The organism is Bacillus sp. SRB_8 (genome assembly GCF_003264205.1).
GTDB classification, from domain to species: Bacteria; Bacillota; Bacilli; order Bacillales; family Bacillaceae_G; genus Bacillus_A; species Bacillus_A mycoides.
The window spans coordinates 1-23,403 of sequence record NZ_NADT01000043.1 but is presented as its reverse complement, the minus strand read 5'-3'; the positions used below and the strand labels follow the sequence as shown (position 1 = coordinate 23,403).

General features: G+C 34.1%; 23 protein-coding genes and 6 pseudogenes. 21 read left to right on the top strand and 8 right to left on the bottom strand.

Annotated features, from left to right (window positions below; genetic code table 11):
* Positions 1–24: 24 nt before the first annotated feature.
* From B5P40_RS26625 to B5P40_RS26585, 9 genes and pseudogenes are all read left to right on the top strand, one after another.
* Positions 25–1,593, top strand: a complete 1,569-nt coding sequence (locus tag B5P40_RS26625) for a Tle-like phospholipase domain-containing protein (RefSeq protein ID WP_113710191.1) — start codon at positions 25–27, stop codon at positions 1,591–1,593.
* 64 nt (positions 1,594–1,657) lie between these two features.
* Positions 1,658–1,918: a hypothetical protein gene (locus tag B5P40_RS26620; RefSeq protein WP_000363076.1), complete on the top strand. Its 261-nt coding sequence runs from the start codon at positions 1,658–1,660 to the stop codon at positions 1,916–1,918.
* A 1-nt stretch (position 1,919) separates the two neighbouring features.
* Positions 1,920–2,258 (top strand): DUF4176 domain-containing protein, encoded by a 339-nt coding sequence (locus B5P40_RS26615; RefSeq protein ID WP_000656386.1) that lies wholly within the window; start codon positions 1,920–1,922, stop codon positions 2,256–2,258.
* A gap of 392 nt (positions 2,259–2,650) precedes the next feature.
* On the top strand, positions 2,651–2,869 hold the full coding sequence (locus B5P40_RS26610) for a hypothetical protein (protein ID WP_002193517.1): 219 nt from the start codon (positions 2,651–2,653) through the stop codon (positions 2,867–2,869).
* Positions 2,787–3,065: pseudogene (locus tag B5P40_RS26605) on the top strand (hypothetical protein); the annotation flags it as partial. The gene B5P40_RS26610 and the pseudogene B5P40_RS26605, both read left to right, overlap by 83 nt.
* The gene (locus B5P40_RS26600) at positions 3,062–3,880 is read left to right on the top strand and encodes a DUF3952 domain-containing protein (protein WP_113710190.1); all 819 of its coding nucleotides are present in this window, start codon (positions 3,062–3,064) and stop codon (positions 3,878–3,880) included. The pseudogene B5P40_RS26605 and the gene B5P40_RS26600, both read left to right, overlap by 4 nt.
* A gap of 101 nt (positions 3,881–3,981) precedes the next feature.
* A complete protein-coding gene (locus B5P40_RS26595) occupies positions 3,982–4,203 on the top strand; it encodes a hypothetical protein (protein ID WP_206703389.1) in 222 nt (73 codons plus the stop codon).
* Positions 4,204–4,222: 19 nt separating this feature from the next.
* Positions 4,223–4,705, top strand: a complete 483-nt coding sequence (locus B5P40_RS26590) for a hypothetical protein (RefSeq protein ID WP_113710188.1) — start codon at positions 4,223–4,225, stop codon at positions 4,703–4,705.
* 267 nt (positions 4,706–4,972) lie between these two features.
* Entirely contained in the window at positions 4,973–5,299 is a 327-nt protein-coding gene (locus B5P40_RS26585; protein WP_113710187.1) for a hypothetical protein, read from the top strand.
* 83 nt (positions 5,300–5,382) lie between these two features.
* On the opposite strand, the gene B5P40_RS26580 is transcribed toward B5P40_RS26585, so the two are convergent.
* The gene (locus tag B5P40_RS26580; protein WP_113710186.1) at positions 5,383–6,072 is read right to left on the bottom strand and encodes an IS6 family transposase; all 690 of its coding nucleotides are present in this window, start codon (positions 6,070–6,072) and stop codon (positions 5,383–5,385) included.
* A 68-nt stretch (positions 6,073–6,140) separates the two neighbouring features.
* Between B5P40_RS26580 and B5P40_RS33790 the strand changes: the two are divergent.
* The 3 genes and pseudogenes from B5P40_RS33790 to B5P40_RS26565 all read left to right on the top strand — a co-directional run.
* Positions 6,141–6,677, top strand: a pseudogene (locus B5P40_RS33790) (type VII secretion protein EssC); the annotation flags it as partial.
* Complete coding sequence (locus B5P40_RS26570; RefSeq protein ID WP_002193420.1) at positions 6,674–7,516, top strand: DUF3952 domain-containing protein; 843 nt, start codon at positions 6,674–6,676, stop codon at positions 7,514–7,516. The pseudogene B5P40_RS33790 and the gene B5P40_RS26570, both read left to right, overlap by 4 nt.
* 173 nt (positions 7,517–7,689) lie before the next feature.
* Positions 7,690–8,508 (top strand): annotated as a pseudogene (locus tag B5P40_RS26565) (DUF3952 domain-containing protein).
* Positions 8,509–8,981: 473 nt separating this feature from the next.
* On the opposite strand, the gene B5P40_RS26560 reads toward B5P40_RS26565, so the two are convergent.
* The 4 genes and pseudogenes from B5P40_RS26560 to B5P40_RS26545 form a co-directional block, all read right to left on the bottom strand.
* Positions 8,982–9,662: a DUF1266 domain-containing protein gene (locus tag B5P40_RS26560; RefSeq protein WP_078177135.1), complete on the bottom strand. Its 681-nt coding sequence runs from the start codon at positions 9,660–9,662 to the stop codon at positions 8,982–8,984.
* A gap of 12 nt (positions 9,663–9,674) precedes the next feature.
* A complete protein-coding gene (locus B5P40_RS26555; protein ID WP_113710185.1) occupies positions 9,675–10,973 on the bottom strand; it encodes a J domain-containing protein in 1,299 nt (432 codons plus the stop codon).
* A complete protein-coding gene (locus B5P40_RS26550; RefSeq protein WP_113710184.1) occupies positions 10,970–12,673 on the bottom strand; it encodes a molecular chaperone HscC in 1,704 nt (567 codons plus the stop codon). The genes B5P40_RS26555 and B5P40_RS26550 overlap by 4 nt, the downstream gene beginning before the upstream one ends.
* 512 nt (positions 12,674–13,185) lie before the next feature.
* A pseudogene (locus B5P40_RS26545) lies at positions 13,186–13,572 on the bottom strand (DDE-type integrase/transposase/recombinase); the annotation flags it as partial.
* 182 nt (positions 13,573–13,754) lie between these two features.
* On the opposite strand from B5P40_RS26545, the pseudogene B5P40_RS26540 reads away from it, so the two are divergent.
* The 9 genes and pseudogenes from B5P40_RS26540 to B5P40_RS26500 all read left to right on the top strand — a co-directional run bounded on the left by B5P40_RS26540 (position 13,755) and on the right by B5P40_RS26500 (position 19,431).
* A pseudogene (locus B5P40_RS26540) lies at positions 13,755–14,131 on the top strand (SUKH-3 domain-containing protein).
* Positions 14,132–14,261: 130 nt separating this feature from the next.
* Positions 14,262–15,104 carry a hypothetical protein gene (locus tag B5P40_RS26535; RefSeq protein ID WP_002191614.1) on the top strand — a complete coding sequence of 281 codons (843 nt, stop codon included), beginning with the start codon at positions 14,262–14,264 and terminating at the stop codon, positions 15,102–15,104.
* A gap of 327 nt (positions 15,105–15,431) precedes the next feature.
* On the top strand, positions 15,432–15,947 hold the full coding sequence (locus B5P40_RS26530) for a hypothetical protein (protein ID WP_002191613.1): 516 nt from the start codon (positions 15,432–15,434) through the stop codon (positions 15,945–15,947).
* A gap of 6 nt (positions 15,948–15,953) precedes the next feature.
* Positions 15,954–16,382 (top strand): annotated as a pseudogene (locus B5P40_RS26525) (deaminase domain-containing protein); the annotation flags it as partial.
* Positions 16,383–16,409: 27 nt separating this feature from the next.
* Positions 16,410–16,766, top strand: coding sequence for an Imm3 family immunity protein (locus B5P40_RS26520; RefSeq protein ID WP_002191609.1), 357 nt, complete (start codon positions 16,410–16,412; stop codon positions 16,764–16,766).
* A 559-nt stretch (positions 16,767–17,325) separates the two neighbouring features.
* Entirely contained in the window at positions 17,326–17,640 is a 315-nt protein-coding gene (locus B5P40_RS26515; protein ID WP_002191606.1) for a hypothetical protein, read from the top strand.
* Between the two features lie 12 nt (positions 17,641–17,652).
* Positions 17,653–17,919: a hypothetical protein gene (locus B5P40_RS26510; protein ID WP_002191605.1), complete on the top strand. Its 267-nt coding sequence runs from the start codon at positions 17,653–17,655 to the stop codon at positions 17,917–17,919.
* Between the two features lie 11 nt (positions 17,920–17,930).
* On the top strand, positions 17,931–18,449 hold the full coding sequence (locus B5P40_RS26505) for a hypothetical protein (protein ID WP_002191604.1): 519 nt from the start codon (positions 17,931–17,933) through the stop codon (positions 18,447–18,449).
* Positions 18,450–18,798: 349 nt separating this feature from the next.
* A complete protein-coding gene (locus B5P40_RS26500) occupies positions 18,799–19,431 on the top strand; it encodes a hypothetical protein (protein ID WP_002191603.1) in 633 nt (210 codons plus the stop codon).
* A 434-nt stretch (positions 19,432–19,865) separates the two neighbouring features.
* Here the strand turns inward: B5P40_RS26500 and B5P40_RS26495 are convergent, their stop codons facing one another.
* From B5P40_RS26495 to B5P40_RS33105, 3 genes are all read right to left on the bottom strand, one after another.
* Positions 19,866–21,407 (bottom strand): S-layer homology domain-containing protein, encoded by a 1,542-nt coding sequence (locus tag B5P40_RS26495; RefSeq protein ID WP_002193425.1) that lies wholly within the window; start codon positions 21,405–21,407, stop codon positions 19,866–19,868.
* Positions 21,408–22,022: 615 nt separating this feature from the next.
* Positions 22,023–22,667 (bottom strand): hypothetical protein, encoded by a 645-nt coding sequence (locus B5P40_RS26485; RefSeq protein ID WP_078177138.1) that lies wholly within the window; start codon positions 22,665–22,667, stop codon positions 22,023–22,025.
* A gap of 405 nt (positions 22,668–23,072) precedes the next feature.
* Positions 23,073–23,240, bottom strand: a complete 168-nt coding sequence (locus B5P40_RS33105; protein ID WP_002187068.1) for a hypothetical protein — start codon at positions 23,238–23,240, stop codon at positions 23,073–23,075.
* Positions 23,241–23,403 lie beyond the last annotated feature (163 nt).

The window sequence follows — 23,403 nt, the reverse complement described above, 5'->3', positions numbered from 1 at the left end:
AATTAAGAAAGGAGATAACCTAGTATGGAGAATAATGAGAAACAGGAACCCACTAAAAGGTTAAAAGTAGCTACTGATTGGGGGAAATTGGAGCTAGCTGGTCAGGATATATATGCTTATAGAGGGGGAAAAGATCCGTATAATAAATTAACCAAAGAAGAAAATATAAAGAGATTACAAGAAAATTTTAATGCAGAGCTTGTGGATCATCAAGTAGATGAAAATACAGGATTTGCAGCATATGCTTTTAAAGATAAGACAACAGGAGAAATTGTAATAACATATGTAGGAACAGAAGATGGAACGGATGCAAAAACAGACGGTGAAATTGGTCTTCACAATATAACGGGTGCAAATAAAATAGCATTGGGAGATTGGAACGAGGATCTTGCGGTAAAGCAGTACGATCAAGGTGATTTGTTTTATACGAAGGTTAGACATAATAACCCTGATGCGCAAATTAGTGTAACAGGACATTCATTAGGTGGTGGTATAGCTGACACGGTAGCATTAAGACATCGAGAAGATAATATTGAAGCGTTAACATTAAATCCAGCTCCTGTTCTAAGTCGAGATGTTGAAAAATTCGGTGACGGATTTGATATGAAGAACATTAGGAATATTATTAATGAAAATGATCCACTACACCTTGGGATAAACGCAGCTGATTTTATCATTCCTGGAAGAATGTATATAATTCCAAACCAAGCATGGCATTCTTACGTTTTTACAAAAAAAGATTATGGGGAGAATGATAAGCTAATATGGTTTGATAAATTACCAAGTTCTAACGATACAGGGTTTGATGGGATTCCTGGATTCTTAGAGCTTGCCCGATCGTCAGGAGCTTTGTATACAGGAACTATATATAAAGTGTTTGACAGAAAGGTTTCTCCAGTAGAGGAAGCGGCAGGAGGTTCAGCAGTAAAGTTTATACTAACAGGGACACCACTGGCACCTTTAATAGCGACCTTGTTTGCATATTCAGACGGTGTACAAGCTGGAAGAGAGTTTAGAAAAATAAAGGGTCAGGTGGAAGAAAGTATTTCTAGATTAAACAAAAAGTTTGATGGGCTAAAGTCTCAAGTTACAATAGAAGCCATTAAGTTTAGTATGGCAGTTAGCATAGAAATTAAAAGTAAGGTAGATGCAGCAATTGATTTGATTGAAACGAAGTTAGCTACATGTAAAGAGAAAGTGTTAGAAGTATTAAAAGCAGTCTTTAATGCAGCGATAGATGTTTTTGTGGGAGCTCTTATGGTGTATTTGAACCCAGGTGAAATTATGGCAATCGCAAGAGAAGTAGCACCATCTCTTTTGAAAGATATTGTGGATGTGTTTAAAGGTGATTTTGTCATGGATACAAATATTACTGCAGTTGTAGAAAGTCATATAAGAAGCCATCGTCAATCACTTCTTAATCTCTTTATGAACGATAGCAGAAAAGGCATAGATCGTTCATTGCTTGGTGAAATTTCTAAAGATGTGAAGGAGCTAGCAAAAGATTTAAGGCAATTAAATGAGGATGTTTCCTCTGCAGTTACTTCCATGATGGCAAAAGACGAAGAGTTAGGGGCGGTAGCATATTATTAAAGGGTTCTAAAAGTAGTCTGGAAGTTTCGGATATTTATAGAATATATAAGTAAGGAGAAATGTTATGGATTTGCATTTGATTATGAGTAAAGTTCATAGTACATTTTCGGATAACGGCGGGCGAGATCAAATATTGAGTGTAGTGAAACAACTTGAAAATACTGCAGCTTCTTTAACAACAGATATTAGAAATTTAGAGAGCAGTATTGATACACATATGAATGGGAAAACACGAGATGCATTCATGGATCGAATTCGTCAGTTAGAAAGAAAACGGCAAAAAATAGAAGAGAAAATTAATGCATTAAAAGGGACGGTTAATTAATATGAAAGATTATATGGAGAAGGTATTACCATTAGGAAGTGTAGTAAGATTAAGTTCTGATGAAGATGCAGATTATGTTATTACAACAAGAGGGATATTATTGGATGATACAACATTCTATGATTATGGAGGAGTATTATATCCATTAGGCTTGACAGAAGAAACATATAAACTCTTTAATCATTCAGATATTGTACAAGTCCAATTTGAGGGATACCGAAACAAAATTGAAGGCCAATTTGCTTCTAAATTTAAAATGTGGCGTAATGAGTTTGTAGAAAAGGTAATTGAAACAAAGAAAAAAGAGCAGACAGATCAGGTAGTTGAAACGAAGGAATAAAAATTATAAGCCTTCCCCTTTCTATATTTGAACTGTACCCATATAAAATGAAGGGTTTTACAAAAAGGTTCTTGAGAATATAAGGTTAAAAATGGCTTCGGATATTGATCCGAGGTCATTTTTTTGTATTTATGCAATTGAAGAATAACTAGCTAAATTAAATAAGTGCTAAAAATGTAAAACACATCCGACAGTAACGAAATTTTAAAACACTAGATGCTGCAGCCCAGTACGTTTCAAATCGAGAAGAGATGGGCCGAGCTAAGAAATGTATGGAAAAGAAGAGAAAAGAAAAAGTCTAGTTTAACGGCAGCTAGACAAGTGCCTTATGATCGGTACGTGTATTACAGAGATAAGGCCAATGCAAAAGCAGCAGAAGGGAAGTGAGAAAGATGGGGAAAGTTGAGATTATTGATAGCGACTTACAGCAAGCCGTTCAATATTCCAAAGCAATTCAAGAGGCGCTACGTACATCTTATGATAAAAGTAATGATCTAAAAAGTTATGTGAAATCAGCAAAATGGAGCGGCAGCAACTTTAATAGATTCATCTCGTGCAGTAGGCATCTACTTTATCTTGGCTGGGCATCACGACTATATGGACCGAAATAGAGATGCATTGCCATTGAAAATGCGAAGTAAACTGACAACAGCAATCATCGCAATGCCTCTAAACGACCAAAGCATTTTCAACATCAAGTATGTAAGTAACGAACCAGCTTTAGGAAAAGATGAAGTATACTATTATGTAAAGGGAAATATTACTAAACTGAAAATGCCAAGAGTAACGAATGAGGTGATGGTATGAAGAAGAAAAAGAAAGTTAAGGGGATGATTATTATGACGATAGTTGCGTCTTTATTAGGCGGATGTAGTTTTGGAGAAACGAAAATTGAGTATGAACCATTTGTAAAGGCTTTGGAAGAAGGAGATATGACGAAGGTTATGTCTGCAAGTGATGATGGATATGCACATGTGACACAAAGAGATATATATAGTACGTATGAGGAAAAAGAAGATGGAAGACACGTTAAAAGAATCTATCAAAATACGGAAGGTGTATATAATACGAAGGATAAAAGTTTATATGGAGGTACAACACAAGAAATTACTACTGATATAGAGAATGAAAAGGAAAAAGGGACAAACAAAAATTATAAAGAAGGAACCGTTTATAGTGCAAATATTATGTATAAAAATGGGCAAGTACAAAGTGATTCTAATGTTGATGTTTCTTACGTTAACTTAATTGTGGACCGTTTAAAAGGAATAGGGAAACTAAAGATGAAGCCAGGCAATGATATCAAAAAGTTTGATCAGCCTAATACAGTTGGATATAGCTTAACTGAATCAGAATTTCAAAGTATTATTAATGACAAATTAAAAATACAATATGATGAATATAGTAGGGCGACAATTGTGCTTCATCTTGACGGCGCAAAAAATCCAAAGCAGATACTGGAATTAAGTATTTATGTAGACTACAAGAAAAAGAACGATGAGGGGAATTTATTAAAATATGCATTACAGATATCAACATATTTTAATAGAAAAGAAGGTAACAATAAAGACGCCAAAAAAGAATATGTAGATTATAAAGCACGGTACACAAATAATAAATAATTGGGAAAGTAGATCATGGAGTAAATGGTGTATCAACACCAATTGATGCACCAGATAAGTTTTATGGGGCTATTGAATATATAGAAAATGATCCATCAAAGTTGACGCTTCCAAGGTGGGGAGCTAATGCTGATAATTATCCATTTACTGCAAGAGGGTTTACAGGAAGTAAGAATGTTGCATTACCAGAATTTTCATATGAAAGGGGTTATGCAAGAGCTTTCCAAGATGGAGATATATTGAATATTATAGATTCAGAAACTGGCAATGTAGCAACAAAACTTGAATTTAATGAAGAATTGGGATGGATTATAGTTGATTAGGAGGGAAATATAATAAATTATGAGGGACTATGCTATTCATAAAAATAATTTGTATAGATTAAATGTATCGGATAATAAACTGAAGCTTATAAGTAATTCAAATGAATCTATAAAATATGGATTTAAAGAATTAAAATTTGAACAAGGATTCGTTTCGAAAGTAATATATATAAAAGAGGTTGATATTAATGAGGTAGAGATGGCTTATAAATTGAAATACAAGGTAATATATAAAGAAAAAGAATTTGTTCCATGGGCAATAGGTAAGTTTATACTGGAAATAAATAAAATTACGCTAGGTACAAGTGATGAAAAAGAAGCTAGAAATTATGGATTTGAAAAGATGGAACAATTTGTTTTTAAAAAAGAGGTTCCAATACAGGAAGTAGATGCTTTAATAGAAATTAAGGAGTCTATTTTGAAATTTCAAAATATGGATGAAAAGGTCACTAGAATCGAACAAGAGGATATAAGAAGTTATTTAAAGAACCTTTTAGAATAGATTATATTTAATTATACGGATATATTCTGCGGTTAAAGCTCAATGGATAGATCCTAAAACAGGTGTACTGACAGCTACTTCGCCAATAGAATCAACATACGCAATAAAAATTCCTAAAGGAACTACAATATATGAAGGGCCGGTTGGATATCAAGGAGGGCATTACCTTGGTGGAGAAAATTGTAATCAAATTTTCATTTCGGAACCATGGAAGATTAATGGGGTAGAGTCTTTAAGTGAAACACCAATAAAATAGGAGGTATGATAGTGAGTTCAAGTAAGTTAGTAATAGATAAATTAGAAAAATCTTTTAGTGAATTGGGTGTAATATTAGAGGAAAATAAGAAATGTGATATAGATTATCAGATATCTGAAGTTATATATGTAATTAATATTTTAAATGAATGCCAAAATAATAATTATATAGACTTTGATGATGTTATAAATGAAATAAAATTAATTTATAGTAATCTATATCCACCAAGAGGAGGATTATCTGATTTCTTTATATGGAAGGCAGATTTTAATGAACGTGTTAAAGCTAATGAGCCTTTAGGGAGAATTGGGAATGAATTGGGGGAAATGTTAAAGTAATTAATTGTAAAGGAATAGAAAATAATTGGTTCTGTTGCAAAGTTTTTTAACAGAGAAAAAGTTGGTATGATTGCAGATGGATTTTATGCCATCGTTAGTAATTGTTGTAATGCATGATACGTCGAAAAAACGAAATTTGGTTGTTGCAAACTTCGTTTTCGTTTATATAGAGCATGAACGGTTTCAATACCTTTCAAGGTACGTGAAGCATGACGAAGGCTTTGAAATCCTGCGGATTTGGCAAAACGCCTTTTTACATGTCTATGGTCTTGTTCAATGAGATTGTTCAAATGTTTGACTGTACAATGAGTTGTACGTCTATAAAAACCTTGTTCTTTTAATTTGTTAAACGCGCAAAGTAGCGCTGGGGCTTTGTCTGTTGTGAGAACTGTTGGTTCTCCAAAAGCCTTCACCAATCTTTTCATAAAAGCATATGCCACCTGATGATCTCTTGTTTTTCGAAGGTGAATATCCAATGTATATTCACCTTTATCGATCGCACGATATAAATAACGCCATTTTCCTTTCACTTTTATATAAGTTTCATCTAATTTCCACGATGATTGTACCTTTTTGTTTTTCTTCTTCCAGATTTGATAGATCAAATTTCCATATTCATGGACCCAACGCATAATAGTTGTTGGATGAACCGATATGCCACGCTCTCTCAAAAGTTCAGAGATATCGCGATAGCTTAAAGAAAAACGACAATAGTAGCCAACGGCTACTAAAATAATATCCTTCTTAAATTGTTTTCCTTTAAAATATCCCATATAGTATTCTCCTCGCCTCATGTTTCTTACATTTTAACTTCCCTTAGAAAAACTTTGCAACAGAACCCTATTTTGAAAGTGTAATGTTAGTAGATACAAGCGAATACGGATTTGTTCAATATAAAGAGAATGTGACCCATTACATCGTAGCAGAAAATGATGTAAATACACATCTCAAGCAGTGGATGGAAACTATTCGCGAACGATCCAATGAATTAGCACAAGCAAGACAAGAAGGTAGAGAAATACCAACATTCGCAAAACAACTCATTGTTATCGCAAACGTTGAAGAATTGAATCGACTTGTTTACATCGACGACGTAGCGGCAGCAACCTTAATAGATTCATCTCGTGCAGTAGGCATCTACTTTATCTTTGCTGGGCATCATGAATATATGGACCGAAACAGAGATGCATTGCCATTGAAAATGCGAAGTAAACTAACAACAGCAATCATCGCAATGCCTCTAAACGACCAAAGCATTTTCAACATCAAGTATGTAAGTAACGAACCAGCTTTAGGAAAAGATGAAGTATACTATTATGTAAAAGGAAGCATAATCAAACTGAAAATGCCAAGAGTAACGAATGAGGTGACGGTATGAAGAAAAAGAAAGTTAAGGGGATGCTTATTATGACGATAGTCGCGTCTTTATTGGGCGGATGTGGTTCATCTAAAACAAAGCCTCAAACAGGGACAAAAATTGAGTATGAAAGATTGGTAAAGGCGTTAGATGAAGGAGATATGAAAACGGTAATGTCTGCGAGTGATGATGGGTATGCGCATTTGAAAGAACAAATGATTTTTGTTACTAAAGAAGAAAAAGAAGATGGGATGCATGATAGAACGATATATCAAACTATTGATGGAATATACAATACAAAAGATAAAGTTTTATATGGAAATACAAATCAAGTATTAACTACTGATATTGATAGTGAAAAAGAGAAAGATACAACAAAAAATTATAAAAAAGAGGACATATATAGTACCAATATTATATACAAAAATGGTGAAGCTCAAAGTGAAAATCCTAAATTAGATGTGTCGACTATTAATTTAATTGTCGAAGGTTTACAAGGTATAGTTAAAATGAAACCCACCAAAGATATAAAAGAGTTTAGTGAGCCTAGTAGCATTAGTTATAGTTTAACAGAGTCACAATTTAAAGAGATAATAAATGATAATTTGAAGTTAGAATATGATAAATTTAGAAATGCATCAATTGTTATCGGCTTTAATTCTGCCAAAGATACTAAGGACCACCCAATGAGTATAACCGAAATAACCTTAGTAGTAAGGTATTATAAAAAAAATAATCAAGATAAAATGTTGTTACATCGACAACAAATTGCTGCGAGTTTTAGTGACAAAGTTGAAAATACTCAAAATTCAAAAACGAAATATTTAGAATGTAAAAATCAATTCAATAGTAATAAATAATTAGGAAGGGGTTGAGGTTAATTATGGGGCGTTTTAATTTATATCCCGACGAAGGGAAATTACAATTAGCAGGGAAGGACATTTACGATTTTAATGGGAGAGGAAGTATACTATTATGTTAAAGGAAACATAATCAAACTGAAAATGCCAAGAGTAACGAACGAGGTGACGGTATGAAGAAAAAGAAAGTTAAGGGGATGATTATTATGACAATAGTCGCGTCTTTATTGGGAGGGTGTAGTTTAGGAGAAACGAAGATTGACTATGAACCATTTGTAAAGGCTTTGGAAGAAGGAGATATGACGAAGGTTATGTCTGCGAGTGATGATGGATATGCACATGTGACACAAAGAGGTATATACAGTATGTACGAGCAAAAAGAAGATGGGGAGCACAGTAAAACAATTCGTCAAACTACAGAAGGTGTATATAATACAAAAGATAAAAGTTTATATGGAGACACAACCCAAACAATTGCTACTGATATAGAGAATAAAAAGGAAAAAGGGACAAATAAAAATTATAAAAAAGAAACCGTTTATAGTACAAATATTATGTATAAAAATGGGCAGGAACAAAGTCCAGATTCTAATGTTGATGTTTCTTACGTTAACTTAATTGTGGATCGTTTAAAAGGAATAGGGAAACTAAAGATGAAGCCAGGCGATGATACAAAGAAATTTGATCAGCCTAATACAGTTGGATATAGCTTAACTTAATCAGAATTTCAGAGTATTATTAATGACAAGCTAAAAATACAATATGATGAATATGATGGGGCGACAATTGTACTTCATTTTGACTCAGTAAAAGAGCCAATGCAGATACTGCAAGTCAGTATTGATATAGACTACAAGAAAAAGAATGAAGAGGGAAAAGTAGTAGAATATATGTTACAGATACACACATACTTTAATAGTCAAAAAAGTAATAATCAAGATGCAAAAAAAGAATATGTAGATTATAAAGCACGGTACAAAAATAATACATAATTGGGAAAGGAGATAGGAGCATATGAATAATGAAGTGGAACAGGATAAAGAGTTACATGTAGCTTCTGATTGGGGAAAGTTGGAGTTAGCGGGGGAGGAATAAAATAATAAATAATTTAAAACAAGGCATCTTAGAGATTAAGAAAGTTTTAATAACCCCTAATTGTAGATTGAACGACCTTATTATGGAATTTAATAAAGATGATATTAAAATGATTAAGGTGGTACTATACTGGATCGTGACCACAATGCAGCGATTAACATTGAAAAATCCGGCTTAATGCAAATTGCGTATCAGCCAGCTTATTAAATGTACATAACATCTATATAACTGTAGGGCAAGGTCTTGTCCGAACAGTATAATCTACGCCTGTGGAGAGCGTGTAAGACCGGATCTCGTAAGAGATAGGCAATGCTTGTAGAATCAGGAAGCCCCCACTTCAAGCGGTGATAACCGGTAAGTGGGGGGGAGTTCACCTTAAATCTTTAAGTAGATTATTTTCCCATGGAACAACACTCAATAGAGTTTTTTTATAATCAAACAAGTGCGATACGTAATTAATATTATACTTATCTTTATTTATGAATTCTATATCATTTGCGTTAAAGTGGCTGCCGATACGAAAGGCGTTAAAATACTCGTGCCAATCTGAATAAGCATGTTGTGAAAGTCGTGCAGCCTGTATCATAAAGTTCTTTGCTTCCTGTTTTGATAAATAACCGAGTCTTCTACCGACCCGACATAAACAGATACACCATGCATAATCAAACGCTGCAATTCCGGAATCCGTCAAAATATGTAATCCGTAATTAGCAATATAAAGTTTTTCATAGTCAGGATGGTCTTTCGATAATTGCTTTCGCGCTGCCTCGGAAAGAGGAGTCAATTGATGGCGTTTACGATTAAATTCCTGCCGTGTTCCTTCTTCTAAAAACCAAATGATTTTCTCTTTTAACTCTTTCGGATTTTCGATCTTCCATGCCCATAACACGTTCTTCAAAAAACGTTTCCCAATAAAGCGGTCTCTGATAAGGGTGAATTCATATCGGGTAAAGTAGTTTGTAAGATAAAAACAATTCAAACAAACGGAAGACAGACAGCGGAAATATAGTTCGAGCTGTTTCTCTCGTTTTCTTTTATATAAAACAGGCATTCTGTCTCCTCCTTATGCTAATGTTTTAAGCCTAACGAATTTCCATGCTTCCCAAATAAGTGGGAGTAGGAGAAGTAATGCATATTTAGATGGTAATGGGGTTAAAACAATAAGAATCATAAAGATCAAATAAACCCAGGTGCGGCTAATAAATATAAATAAAAGATATAGCGCATAGTGGATAATAAACTTCGTATTTATTTCTTGTTTCTGTCTCTTCTCTGGAATTTCAGTGTGAATTCGAATACTGTATGAGCGAAATTCAAAGCGTTCCGTATAACGCTTTACCACATCTAACCCCCTAGTGGCTACAGTTTCTATATCACCTGATTCGAACGAATACTTCACTAATAAGAACTGTGCGTCCATATGCTCCGGCTCAATCGAAAGTAGATGCTCACAGTCCTTGATAGCATCTGCAAACTGCCCGCGGTCATAGTAAATCTGAGCGCGATACAGTAAACCATCCAGGTCATCTGGGCAAATGACAAGTATGTCATTGAATGATTGTAACGCACGTTCTTTATTTTCGATACGCAGATAATAAATGCCCTGCATGCGTAAAAGTTCCGGATCTTCTTGATACAGCTCGTATGCAAAATCGAGTGCACTTTTTGCTGCTTCTAAGTTATTATTCATAAGTGTGAGCTGGACTTCTTCACGTAAATGAAAATACGCTTCAAAATCTAAATCATCACTTTTCTTGAAAATATCATAACGCATCTCCTTCTCGCCGCTCATTCTCTCTAGCAAAAATTGCACCGTTTCTTCACCGTATTCAAACTCTAACTCCTCTCTTTGCTCACTAAAGCGAAATACATTGTCGAGAAGTTCCCAAATCGAGCGGGGGAAATGGTAATGATATTGTAAAAATTCTATTAATATATCTTGAATCACTGCCGCATGTTCTACGTCCCATATCACATCGGAACTTAATAAGTCTTCCCAATTTTTCGGTTCGATTCGTGCAAAGAAATCGTTATACAGCGTCTCGATTTTTTCCGTAAATGCGTGAACGGGATGTTCTGAAACGAGAGTGGTGGTAAGTTCAACATCACCATCCATCCATGTAGGAGATACAGGATGGATATAGGAATTCCCTTCGTTTTCATCTGTTTTTTCTAGTTGAGAGGGAGGTGCGGTCTTCATTTGTTTTGCGCTTTTTATCGCTTTATCAAATGCTTCTCTCAGCCGCTGATATCCTTCAGGATCGTCTTCGGGATGATAAATCTTTAGAAGTTTTGCATAAGCCTTTTTAATAGCTGCAATATTATCGGTAGGCTCAATTTCTAACGTTTCCCAAATGCTCATGAATGACTGACCCACCTTTCAATATTCTCTAAATGCTCTTTTAATATATGAGCAGCTTCTTTCACTTTTTTATCATTTTGCGTTGTGAGCGCATTTTCAAATTGCTGTAACAAGATAGCGACTTTCTGGCGTTCGTCACCGAGTAATTCTTCATAGAGCCGTTCGCCTTTTGCGAGCAGCAATCGGTTTTCGGACCGGTCTCGTGGATGAATTTTAATTTCCTTCAATTCTAGTAGTCTAGCTTCAATTTCTTCTTCTGTAAGATTTCCGGCATTTTGTTGGATAATTGCTCTTTTTTTCTCTCCAGTTGTTGTACTTATTACCTCGACTTCGAGAATGCCATTTATGTCATATGTATAACGAATGTCAATCGCCTCTTGTCCAGCAGGAGCAGGAGGGACTTTAATTTTAAGTTCGCCAAGTTTTAAGTTATTTTTAACCAAGCGGTTTTCTCCTTGATAAACATCGACAAGTATGGAGTGTTGTCTATCATTGACAGTATAAAGTCGTTCCACTCGACTTACAGGAATCGGTGTATTTCGTTCAATAATCGGGAAGAAGTATCCGGATTCTTGTTGTCCATTTCCGAACGCTTGAACAACACTAGTTCCTAATGTATATGGACAAACATCCGTTAAGATAACTTCTTCTAGTGCTTTGTTTCGTTCTTTTAAAGCAACTTGAATCGCAGCACCTAAAGCAACCGTTTCATCAGGATTAATATTCGCATGAGGCATGCGTCCGAACATTTTAGAAATGACGGATTTGATAAGCGGCATCCTTGTCGCCCCGCCAATTAGAATGACAGCATCTAAATCCTTAGGGTTTAGCGACGCATCACGAAGTGCGCGTTCAATCGGATAGCGAAGCCGTAAGAGGAGCGGGGTTACTAATTTTTCAAATTCACTTCTGTTAATGCGAGTTTCATACGTCTCATTATGAATAACGACTTTCATAATCGCGGCAGGCTCATTACATAATGTAAGTTTGCAACGTTCTGCTTGTGCATAAATTAAAGATAGCGTTTTTGAGTCAAGGGAACCGGAATCGAGTTGGTGTAACTCTAAAAAAAAGGACATGAGACTGTTTGTGAAGTCTTCGCCTCCAAGATAATTATCGCCGGCGATTGATTTAACATCCATCACTCCTTCAAATAATTCCAAAATGGACACGTCAAATGTTCCGCCGCCTAAATCAAATACAAGAAATTTTGTCTCTGCCGCTTCCTGATTCAGTCCGTAAGCGATAGCAGCTGCCGTTGGCTCACTAATGAGACGTTCAACTTTTAATCCAGCAATTTCAGCAGCTCGTTTTGTCGCTTTGCGCTGAGCATCGTTGAAATAAGCAGGTACGCTAATGACAGCACCAGTAACCGCTTCGTTTAAATAAGCTTCTGCATCTTGTTTTAAAGATTGAATGATAAAAGACGAAAGTTCTTCTGAAGAAAATGTATACATACCTAACTCGTATTTTTTCTCTGTTCCTATAAATCGCTTAAACGTTGATGCTGTAACGTGCGGATGGGTAATCAGCCGTTCTTTGGCGATGCGTCCGACTAAAACTTCACCGCTCTCATCAACACTGATGACAGATGGTGTAAGATATTCGCCAAGTGCATTTGGGATAAGGGTTGCACCATGATCCGTCCAATAGGCTACTAAACTATTCGTTGTTCCTAGGTCAATTCCAATCGTTACCATAATAATCTCCTCTCGTTTTTACTCTATCATACTATATAGTATTATAATAATATATAGTATGAGAAAAATGGAATCTTAGGGTTTTATTTCTTGAAGGAAAGGGGGAGAAACAGATAGTTTAGTAGTGTTGAGTTTGTTATAAGTAAAGAGGTATAATTTTATCAGAATGTTTTTACAAACATGGTGAAATTTTATGTAAAGGGTGGTAAAGAGGTCAGATGATAATTGGAATTATATGTTTGATTTTAGGAATAGCGTTAATTTGGATGAGTGGAGGAGGACTTTTATTATTGGTGCCTGGCATTCTGTTTACAGTGGCGGGCGGTGTTATCTGTGTGATTTTTAGACGGTTAGAAAAAGAGAGAAGAAGATTAAGTAAGAATAGTTAGAAGTTACATATTGTATAGTTTGTACTTACATAATTAGGCGGAAGCATCAAGTCTAAAACAGGTTCTTGTGCAAAAATAAAACAAAAGAGAATAAAGCATATATATTCCTAACGGAATCGTATCTTATGTTGCAAGTCCAAACAATTGATGGATGAATTCTTTTTGATTTTGGCCAGACTGGTTCCGTAAAGCAATCTGTTCTTTTTTAATCATATGCATGGCTTCTACTCCAGAAAGAATAGATGTAGCTGTGTCAAAAGATTTAAGACCTAGCATAGAACGGATTCGCTTCTTTATAAAGCAATGATCTTGTTCTACTATGTTATTCAAGTACTTTTGTTGTCTAAGTCGCATACCGTTAGGTATGCTTTTTTCTTTTTTTAGCTTTTCAATTGCTATAGGATAAGCTGGATTCTTATCGCCTGTTATCACACATGGCTTTGAAACATGAAAAGACCGCAAGGCTTTCTTGAAAAGGCGCTTTGCAGCCTTATGATCTCTTGTTTTGCTTGAGCGCGTCAAAGACAAAATCACTATGAATGATATCTTCATTTCCAACAATGTGTTTACGACCATTATGATAATTTTATGATTAGAACGGAAAACCTACAAGGTGGCTTTGCTGAACCTTGTGATAATTGTAGTAGAACGTTTTCTGGATTCTATAACATTGATTACTAGGAGGAATGAAAATGAAAATATCAAATAAGAAAATAGAAGAATTAAAAAAAGCGGGATGGTACGAGGGGAGAAAAATAGACATATCAGAAAATGTAAAGTTTCTTGAAGAAAGAGGCTTTGAAGTTTTTGAAAGTGCAAAAAAATTTATGGAGGAGTTTGGAGAATTACGAATCAATGTTGAAAAGATTCGTTCAAATGGGTCTAAGACAATATCTGAACATACCACTTGTATTAAGGAAGTGATAGGTGTGTTAGATAGTTCGTGTTTTGGCTTAGATGATTTTATTGATGATAAAGTTATTCCTATAGGTTCACTATATGATTTCGGTTAGGACCAGGAAGATTATTCAGATCAACAGGGTGGATAGGAGACAATGCTTTGGGATGAATTTAAAGGGGAGTAATATTTTTTTAGTTCAAAATTATCTCCTAATCTCCTATAATGATAAATCCAATTTCTAAAAGAATATTACCCTCTTTTTTGTTAGTTATGTATAATAATAGAAGGGGGTATATATATGAATTATAAAAAAACAATAGTAAGCATATTGCTAGTAGCTTCATTATTTACATTATCTGCTTGTAAGGAAAAAGAAGTAGTAAAGCCAGTAGAGAAGAAAGAAGAGCCTCAAAAGGAACATATAACATCAGATAAAACAGAGGAAGTCACTACAGAAAAAGAAAAGCAAGATGAACAAAAGAAGGAAGAAGGACAAATTGGTATACAAACAACAGTAGAAGAACTTCAGCAACATATTGATAAACGCGGTTATATACTTTACACGGATCATCCGATTCGCCGTGTTACAAGTGAAAATAATCGAACTACCGATATATCTAATTATGGTGATTCGGTTGTTAATATTCGCACAGAAGAACCACTTGAAAATTTATCGCCAGATTGGGTGAAAGAAGGATATGCATTTATAACAGTACAACAAGATCCTTCTTTTCAATATAAATCATGGGATGAAATAACAAATTTAGAAAGGGCACTTGTAAAAGTAGCATATGCATCAGTTTCTGCATTTCGTGTGCTAGAAGCTCCTGTAAGAAAGGAAGATTTCTCAAATACTGCTGAGATTACAGAGGCACTTACATACCTCCGAAAAGGTGGAGAATTTGATTATATGGCTCCTGTCGCCCAAGGCGGAGTAGATCAAGGGCTATTTCAAAAGAATGATAAACTGAAAAAAAGTTGGAGTAAGTTAGCAAACATAGAAAACCCTAAAGAGAATAAAATAGCTTTTTCCCAAGCATATGAGGAGGCGAGACAAGAGACGAATAATATGATAGGCCTTCTAAATATTTTAGTGTCTAAAAATTATAAGGAGCGTCTGTCGCAGCTTCCTAGTAAATAGGATGATAAGATATCCAAATAAGGCAAGTAAAATCTCTAAACATGCGAATTTTATATTGGACATCATCCCGAACAAGCTGAAGACATAGGAAATCTCATAATAAAAACAAAGGAGAAATATAATATAAAGGATTAATTTACTCCTTTTCTTGATTGGCTAAAAGCCTTTCAAGGTTTTTTTATGATTTAACAATTTTATGAATGTATTAAAAAGAATCAAAGAAAATATGATATAAATTTTAGTCTAATTTCTATACATAAATAAAGATTTAAAAGTAAACGTAAAGTAACTCCAAAATATACAATAAAAGTTGATTTTAGAGTTACTTTGAAAGCGGAAAAAGAAGCGCAACTGCAAGCTGAAAGAGAAATGAAGAAAAAGCGAGAGGAATGGGCGAACCATCATCCAGCGGAGGCGTGGCTTCAAGACGTTTCTGCTAGTTTCGGTAAGAAATGGGATGGATTAGAAAAAGGAACAAGATGGTTAGGGATGTTAGGCACGAACTATCCTGCCCTGAAAAGACTTTCTGATGAAGCCTTGGTGTTAGAAGGTTTTATAGGTAAGGCAGGTTCCGCTATTAGTGGGGCTGCGATAGGTGTAATAAAATTAGTTTACCTAGGTGCAGAGCTTATTGAGTGGGGCTATAACTCGATACATGGCGTAGAAACAGAACAATGGAAACTGGACGATCTCGATGCGACTTGGCAAGGGGTGAAGAAACTCACCGAATATGGGATTGTAGGCTCTATCACAACTACGGCTCCTTATCTTAGTGATTTCTTAAATAATCCCGCACTCACGGACAAAATTCCCGTGCTGGATAACCTTGCTAGAACCTATTGATAGAGTAAAGAACTAAGAGGGAATTTAACAAGTAGGTATAAGAAATCTGGTGATTTTGCTGTTGCAGAAGTGGATGTCAGTGGGATAAGCAAATCTGAATTTTATGCTCAAAGTAGCATAAATGAACTCAAAGGAAATCTTGAGCATAAGGTGCCTGATATTTCTTTACAACCTGAAAATCCAATGTTTAAAGCTACAGAAGCAGTTGGTAAAGAGGGGGAGAGTTATTTAAGGAATACAGATACGGAGTATAAAATACTAAATGATATTGCTTCTAGGCTTGGAGAGAATACACAAGCTACTGGGAAAATAAAGTTATTTACAGAATTGGATACTTGCGACAGTTGCAGTAAAGTCATAGCAGAGTTTGCTGCTAAATATAAAAATATTGAATTAGAAGTCATACACAACAATGGTAATAGAATTATTCATTAAACTTAATTTTTTTGGAGGGGAAAACTAATGAAAGACTGGGAGTATAATGAATTATTTGATGCGATTCAGGAGACATATGAAGAGTTGTTAGATGAAGACAGGGGATATAGGTATGCTATAGCAAAACTAGCGGATGAATTTGATAACTTAGGTAAGATAGAAGATGTTATTGTTGATACTGCTATTGGAGAAATTGCAATCGGCCATGAGAAAGTTTTTGTTGGGCGCATTGAAGGTATAACAAAGAGATTAAGCATGTTTAATCCACAAGAAGCAGGAGATGAATTAACATTAGAAGAAATAAAAGACTTATCGAGACGAATAAATAAGGTAATAGAAGGATTAAAAAATATTGAGGTTGATTATAATCCTTCAGCAGAATAGTGATATTTATAAAGGATTGATTACATTAGCTGATTATATAAGAGTAAAAAGCTCATGATGGTTGTACCATCATAGAGTACTGTGTGCAATTCTAGAATAGAAAAAGAAGTACGAGCTTAGGCGAGATGACATTTTACTGGCCGATGAATATAAACACATGGAGTGTATATTAAACTAAAGAACTCGTACAAACTCGTAAGTTTTAATGTAGTAGTTGTCATGGCATATAAAAGGTGTCACGCAATAACTTGAAAACTTACAAATTTATGCTATTTAAAAATATAGGAACTTAAAGCACTTGACTGTCATTTATGGCAACAAGTGCTTTTTTCATAGATATATTAAGACTCGATAAACAAATAAAATATAGATTATATATATGGATTGATAAATGAAATAAAATAAGTCGTGAATATTATATAAAAGATAAGACTTACTTAGGTAATATAGATAAAGAGTTATACAAGAAGTTAGACAAAGGCTCTAAAATAGAAGTACTAGAATACAAAGGAAAGACAATCATGTATGATAGTTACGATGTAAAGTAAGGGGGATTATATTGAAAAAGAAACGGTTTAGAATTGTTTGTATTGTAGTGTTTCTAGTGTGTACGTTCCTACTCATAGGGGTAGGAACGTACAACGAGATACAAGTCAGACAACATGGTAAGTCAAGTATAGCGGAAGTCGTAGACATGAAAGAGTACACACCTAGAGGGTTTAAGGTTTATGAAATCAAGTACAAAGTAGATGGTGAAACGCATACAGGTAGCGTAAGTAAGAAAATATACAAACGTTTAGACATTGGTTCTCGCATTGAGGTTGTTGAGTACAAAGGAAAGACTATGCTATTTGAAAGTTACGGTTCAAAGTAAGGGGTATGAATAGTGAATCATAGACGTAAGAAAAAGAAGAATCCAATACACGCAGAAAAAGTACCAAATAGGGTAGAGCGCATAGGAAAAGAAGAGAAACCGAAAGAGGAGCAGAGTAACAAGTTTGTTGACATTCTCCTTGGTATTCTTCTTTTCCCACTTATTATATGGGCAGTATTAGAAGGTTCTAGGGGAAAGTTAAGTAAAAAGGCAACTCTTGTGGTTGTAAGTGTTATTGTTTTCATCTTAGTTGGGGTAGTTATAATAGGAAACAAATAAAGGGGTATGTTATGAGTGAAAAGAAATTCATAAACTTAGAGAAAGACCCAGAGTATGTAGACGACTATGTTGTATTTAAGAGTACAAAGTTTGGAAAAACCTACTACTTAGATTCATCTGTGAAAGAGTATACAGAGTATGAACTTGAAGAGTATATCATGAAACTTGAAGCATACAAGAAAAAGAGAAGGAAGAAGGCTTGGATGTATGTAGGTATTTTCGTCTTATTCTGTTTGGTCTTGTCAGTTATAGAGGGGTATCAAAACGATGAATTAGTTAAAAACGGCAAAGTAAAAGAGGTTATGGTTCTTGGGAAACACATTGAAGAAGAGTATATCATACTGAAACACCCTACTTTAGAGTTGTTTGACAATAACACAATGAAAAAGATATGGGTGAATCAGGAACTTTACGATAAGGTATATCCGACTGACAAGGTACGAATCATTGAGTACAAAGGTGAAGTTAAGTTAGACCCTAGATATGAGGATAAAGACTTAGTCATACAGAAGTATAAGTTTGGGAGGTAATTGTAATATGGTTGAGTAAGGGGCATTTTATCAGCCCGCTATGGACCATGTAAATGTACCTCCCATGAAGGATTTCCCTTTGATTCATATAAGATACCGTCACGTTCCCGTTTGTACTTGCAACATAAGATACGATTTCGTTAGGAATATATATGCTTTATTCTCTTTTGTTTTATTTTTGCACCAGAACCCTTTAACTGGAGTATTAGGAGTTAGACTGCTTTTTTATAAGTCCTCATAAATTTCTGGAATTGAGGGTTACTATTAATCTATAATTTATTTAAAATAAAGGTAGTGAAGAATAACTACTCTTCACCTGAAATAAATATAAAGGAGAATTATAATAATAATGACTTTTCCCAATAATGTTAACGGTATGTGTGAGTATTCAATAATAGAAATTAGATGCTTACCCTATAATTCTGAAACAATAAAATTTCAAAACGACTTTGTTCTTATTTGTAGTACATATCTTAATAAAAATGATAAAGCACATGGTCATACTACATTTGAAATCCAATCTGTAAAAGAATTATCTTATAATAATTCACACGTTAAAGAAGCCAAAAAGTTTGCATTCAAAGGTGGTACTTTAAGGATTAATGATTTTGTAAACATAATTGAGGTGAAAACTGATTATGATACAAAGATTATAGCAAACCTTTCTTACCAATATTCTAAAGATCAAGAGATGGAATATATACAAAATAAAGACTTACTCCTATTTTCTACTTCAGTAGGAATCAAAGGTTCTTTTTCTAACGTCCCTTATCTTTATCTACCACCAGAATTTAAGACCTACATGGACTACTATGATGCTCATCAAGAATCTAAAATTCTCGATGATGCTTATTATACTTTGTGTCGAAGCACAAAAGAAGATAATGAATTCATTGAACAATTTAAGGAACTACAAGATAAACAAAGTATTTTAGAAAAAGATTTATATGATCGTTATTTACAAAACACATATAAGGACTAAATGAATTTCGTAAACTATCTCCACTTCCAGCTTGTTTAGAAGTGATCGCTTCCTAAATTCACCTATCTTGCGTGTTTATTTCTATACAAGTACAAGAACTAATCATGGATTAGGCTATCTCGTTAGTTTATATAGTTCGATAAAACGTATGTTTTATTATGAAAAAATAGTAATTCATCTCCCACCTATTTGTTGGTGCCATGCACCTACATACAAATTGAAGAGAGAGAGGAATCACCTAAATTTAGTTAAAATGATTACATGCTGTAAATATACACATCAGATAAACAAAACAAATAAAATAAAAAAAAGAATCCCATATCATATATGTTTATGGGATTCTTTTTTTATCTAGTACTGGTCCATTGTTACACAGACCTCAATTTATCTTTTGTTCATTGTTTAATTTTGTTAATAAACTACATAGATTCATATTAGCGTTTGATATCCGTTAATATTTTCTGATATCCCATTGCTTTCGGGCTACCGATCTGAATTTTATTTGTTAACTCATTATTATAGATTGTTGTTGCTTTCGCAAATTGATTACGATCCCATTGGTGATCTTTAGCAATTTGTTCATCAGATAAATTATAGTATGAATAAGTTACACGTCCTTCTACATCTGGAATTGGATCATCGAAGGTTGTATCAAGATGGTACCATTTCCCCTCAATTTTCACTAGATTCCAAGCATGAGGTTGTCCATTTCCAGTCCCTGTTACAATATGACCTTCTACTCCTGCCTCTTTTAACAATTGATAAGTTAATAATGCATAGCCTTGACAAACTGCAGAACGGTTTGCTAAAGCTTCATATGCCGTATAAGCCTGGAAAGAAGTATCATACGAAACATGTTTTACGACATAATCATGAATCGCTTTTACTTTTTCATGTTCATCCATACCAGCTTTAACAATAGAAGTGATAACTGATTTTGCTTGTGTCTTTACATAGTTCATTTGCTCTTTTGATTCACGGTATGTAATTTTTAATGTAAATACATAATCTCCTGGAATACCACGAATAGAATATTGTGTATTTGCAACGTTATATTTCATGTATTCATTTGAATCAACTGTCTCATCATATGCTTTAACAAGCGTATCCATAACTTCTCTAATATTAGATTGTTTAGATTTATATGTTATAGTTATATCTTCTTCATGATTATTAATATAATTTTTCATGTCTTTTTTATAAGCTTCTAATAGTTGTACCTCAGTTTGTACACTCGTATCTTCTTTATTTGGTTTTGTCACATCAGGATTTTGTGTATTTAATTGTTCCCTATAATTTAATGCATTAAATAAAAACTGTGCATACTGTTCACGAGTTACAGTTTTATTTGGTTCAAAACCTCCATTACCTGTACCTGATGCAATTTTATTCGACTGTACGGCACTAATAGCGTCCTTCGCCCATGAATTATCTGGTACATCATTAAAAGTATGTTTACTTAACACAGGAACTTTAAAAGCAGTCTTGATGACCTGTGCCATTTCTGCACGACTTAATGATTCTTTTGGTCGAAATGCCCCATTTTGATCCCCTTTAAAGACTCCTATGTCTGTCAAAAATAGAATCTCTTCTAGGAACATTGTTGAGTTTTTATTAATGTCCTTATATGGATTTTTAAGCTGAGACCCATCTTGCATAATATAAAAAGAGTTGTCCTTATTAAGAGTGCCTCCTTTTTTAGCAGGAGCTAGCACACGATAAATTAAAGCTGCCACCTGTTCACGAGTAGCATTATCTCCCAGGCCAAACATTCCATTTCCATATCCTCCGATAATATTACGATTAGCTAAGCTCGTAATGGCATTATTTGCCCAATGGTTTTTGGGAACATCATTAAATACAACTGAATTTCCCCCTGACTGGACTTCAGCTTTTACGGGATCACTACTTGTTCCTAACAATGCACCTCCTACCATCGTTAATGATGTTATTGATTTTAATAGTTTTTTACTCATAAACTCTCTCCTAATAATATATTAAAGTAATTAACTTTACTTCACTAAGTTTATTAAACAAGTGGTATCTTTTAACTAAAATTTATAGATTTACGATACGAGAAAGCCCCTGCAGGACTTAAGTCCGCCTTTAAGCATGGGATGAAAGTATCGTTTTTGCGTAGCAAAACATGTTAAAATGGCCTCAAAGTCATGCAAAAGACTCTAAAACAATAATGTTCTCTAAAAAATGAATATTGTATGAGGTTGCACGAATCAATTTCACTTCGTGCGTAAAACAATACATGTCGTCAAGTACTAGACGCTAAAGCATAAGGAGAACCTATACGGTCTGTCATGGGAGTGGTGATAGCAAGTCGCAATCTTGCACGTCAGCAATACCAGAAATGGACTTCGCCTTTGGTAGCAAGAATCCCACTGACCTATGTCAGCTTGCCCCTTTAGGGGTGGGAGTGTCAAAAATGTACTATGAAAGACTTTTAGACAGATACAGTCTAGGATACTACAAAATACATATATAGTTTTATGCATTTATGCATTTTCTTCATTTTTTTAAAGCAATAGGTATATTTTGTATAATATTTAAAGGGTTTTTGATGTTTCTATGAAAATAAATCAAATTTTCTTATATTGATTCCGTAAAAAGCTATCATACATGATAAGAGATTTATTCTTTTGTTGTTCTTTTAAAGTTTCAAATTGATTAATAAAAGATTCTGAATAATCATTTTCTTTTATGAAATGTTCTAATATTGAGTAAGCAGTGTGAAGAACTTCAGAATCGTGCTTAGCCTGATAATATTCTATATACTTCTTAAAATCCGGAGGAAGATATAAATAAGGAATATTAGACAATTGCCCCTTTGACCCTTCAGAAATGGAAAATAAGAGTAAATCTTGCTCTTGTATATATTCCCTCTCTTGATCGCTATGATATTGATAGGAAAGTCTCGCTATGAATTTCGTATCATAGTCTGATTCCGCTTGAGTAATTGTTACAAAATCATTTATTTTCAAAGACCCACCTTGGTATACAAACTTCTTAGCATTTTTTACATTTGGATTATTATAAGATAATTCTTTTACAGATTGAATTTCAAATGTAGTATGACCATGTGCTTTATCATTTTTATTAAGATAAGTACTACAAATAAGTACAAAATTATCATAAAAATCGGGTGCTGTAGAAATACAAGGTAAACATTGAATTTCTATAATTGAATACTCATAAGACGTATTGATGTTACTTGGAAAAATCATTTTATAATTCTCCTTTAAATTTATTACCCATACCATATAATCGATCTTCATAAAAAATAGAAAAGCCATTATCGAATTGATAAGGGCTTTTCACATACTTTTATATAGAATAAAAATCAGATGCCTATAGAAGTATAACACAAAATTCAATTAAAACAATGTGGCTCTGTTGCAAAGTTTGAAAAAACATAAACAGGTTGGTAAATGAGGAACAATGTTTCGGAAGAAGTTAGTTCCAAATTTGATAGATGAGATTTCCATATTCATGAACCGGTTCTGGTGCGCTTATATATTTTAAAAAGAAAAGACACCCTAAGGTGCCTTCCTCCGACTTGATAACCACTTTAATTTTAATAACATTGGACGCCCATCCAAATATTATTATACCATGTTAAGTTATTTTGTTCATTTATGCTGGTCGTCTGTAGGCTGTTTTGTAGTCCATGTAGCGATTAATAAGAAAATAATAGCAATAACTACACCTAAAAGTCTTTGTTTGAGCCACATGGATAAGGCGAAATTTGAAGTAATAGCTAAAAAGATAAATATTACGGTATATTTATTGAATCTCATTACGAACAACCTCCCAACGGAACTATACTCAAGAAAATTTTACTATTTTCTTGTTTCGTAAAAAATAGTATTAAACAAAATTCAGATTCTTTATCATTTTAGCCAAGAAGACTCCTTCCTCAAGGAACGCGAAGTGAGTAGGTGGGAGATGAATTGGCTTCGG

Excerpts from the sequence above, each read along its gene's own strand:
- B5P40_RS26625 (WP_113710191.1), top strand. The coding sequence starts at position 25 with ATGGAGAATAATGAGAAACAGGAACCCACTAAAAGGTTAAAAGTAGCT.
- B5P40_RS26620 (WP_000363076.1), top strand. The coding sequence starts at position 1,658 with ATGGATTTGCATTTGATTATGAGTAAAGTTCATAGTACATTTTCGGAT.
- B5P40_RS26615 (WP_000656386.1), top strand. The coding sequence starts at position 1,920 with ATGAAAGATTATATGGAGAAGGTATTACCATTAGGAAGTGTAGTAAGA.
- B5P40_RS26610 (WP_002193517.1), top strand. The coding sequence starts at position 2,651 with ATGGGGAAAGTTGAGATTATTGATAGCGACTTACAGCAAGCCGTTCAA.
- B5P40_RS26600 (WP_113710190.1), top strand. The coding sequence starts at position 3,062 with ATGAAGAAGAAAAAGAAAGTTAAGGGGATGATTATTATGACGATAGTT.
- B5P40_RS26590 (WP_113710188.1), top strand. The coding sequence starts at position 4,223 with ATGAGGGACTATGCTATTCATAAAAATAATTTGTATAGATTAAATGTA.
- B5P40_RS26580 (WP_113710186.1), bottom strand. The coding sequence starts at position 6,072 with ATGGGATATTTTAAAGGAAAACAATTTAAGAAGGATATTATTTTAGTA.
- B5P40_RS26570 (WP_002193420.1), top strand. The coding sequence starts at position 6,674 with ATGAAGAAAAAGAAAGTTAAGGGGATGCTTATTATGACGATAGTCGCG.
- B5P40_RS26560 (WP_078177135.1), bottom strand. The coding sequence starts at position 9,662 with ATGCCTGTTTTATATAAAAGAAAACGAGAGAAACAGCTCGAACTATAT.
- B5P40_RS26555 (WP_113710185.1), bottom strand. The coding sequence starts at position 10,973 with ATGAGCATTTGGGAAACGTTAGAAATTGAGCCTACCGATAATATTGCA.
- B5P40_RS26550 (WP_113710184.1), bottom strand. The coding sequence starts at position 12,673 with ATGGTAACGATTGGAATTGACCTAGGAACAACGAATAGTTTAGTAGCC.
- B5P40_RS26535 (WP_002191614.1), top strand. The coding sequence starts at position 14,262 with ATGAATTATAAAAAAACAATAGTAAGCATATTGCTAGTAGCTTCATTA.
- B5P40_RS26520 (WP_002191609.1), top strand. The coding sequence starts at position 16,410 with ATGAAAGACTGGGAGTATAATGAATTATTTGATGCGATTCAGGAGACA.
- B5P40_RS26505 (WP_002191604.1), top strand. The coding sequence starts at position 17,931 with ATGAGTGAAAAGAAATTCATAAACTTAGAGAAAGACCCAGAGTATGTA.
- B5P40_RS26500 (WP_002191603.1), top strand. The coding sequence starts at position 18,799 with ATGACTTTTCCCAATAATGTTAACGGTATGTGTGAGTATTCAATAATA.
- B5P40_RS26495 (WP_002193425.1), bottom strand. The coding sequence starts at position 21,407 with ATGAGTAAAAAACTATTAAAATCAATAACATCATTAACGATGGTAGGA.
- B5P40_RS26485 (WP_078177138.1), bottom strand. The coding sequence starts at position 22,667 with ATGATTTTTCCAAGTAACATCAATACGTCTTATGAGTATTCAATTATA.
- B5P40_RS33105 (WP_002187068.1), bottom strand. The coding sequence starts at position 23,240 with ATGAGATTCAATAAATATACCGTAATATTTATCTTTTTAGCTATTACT.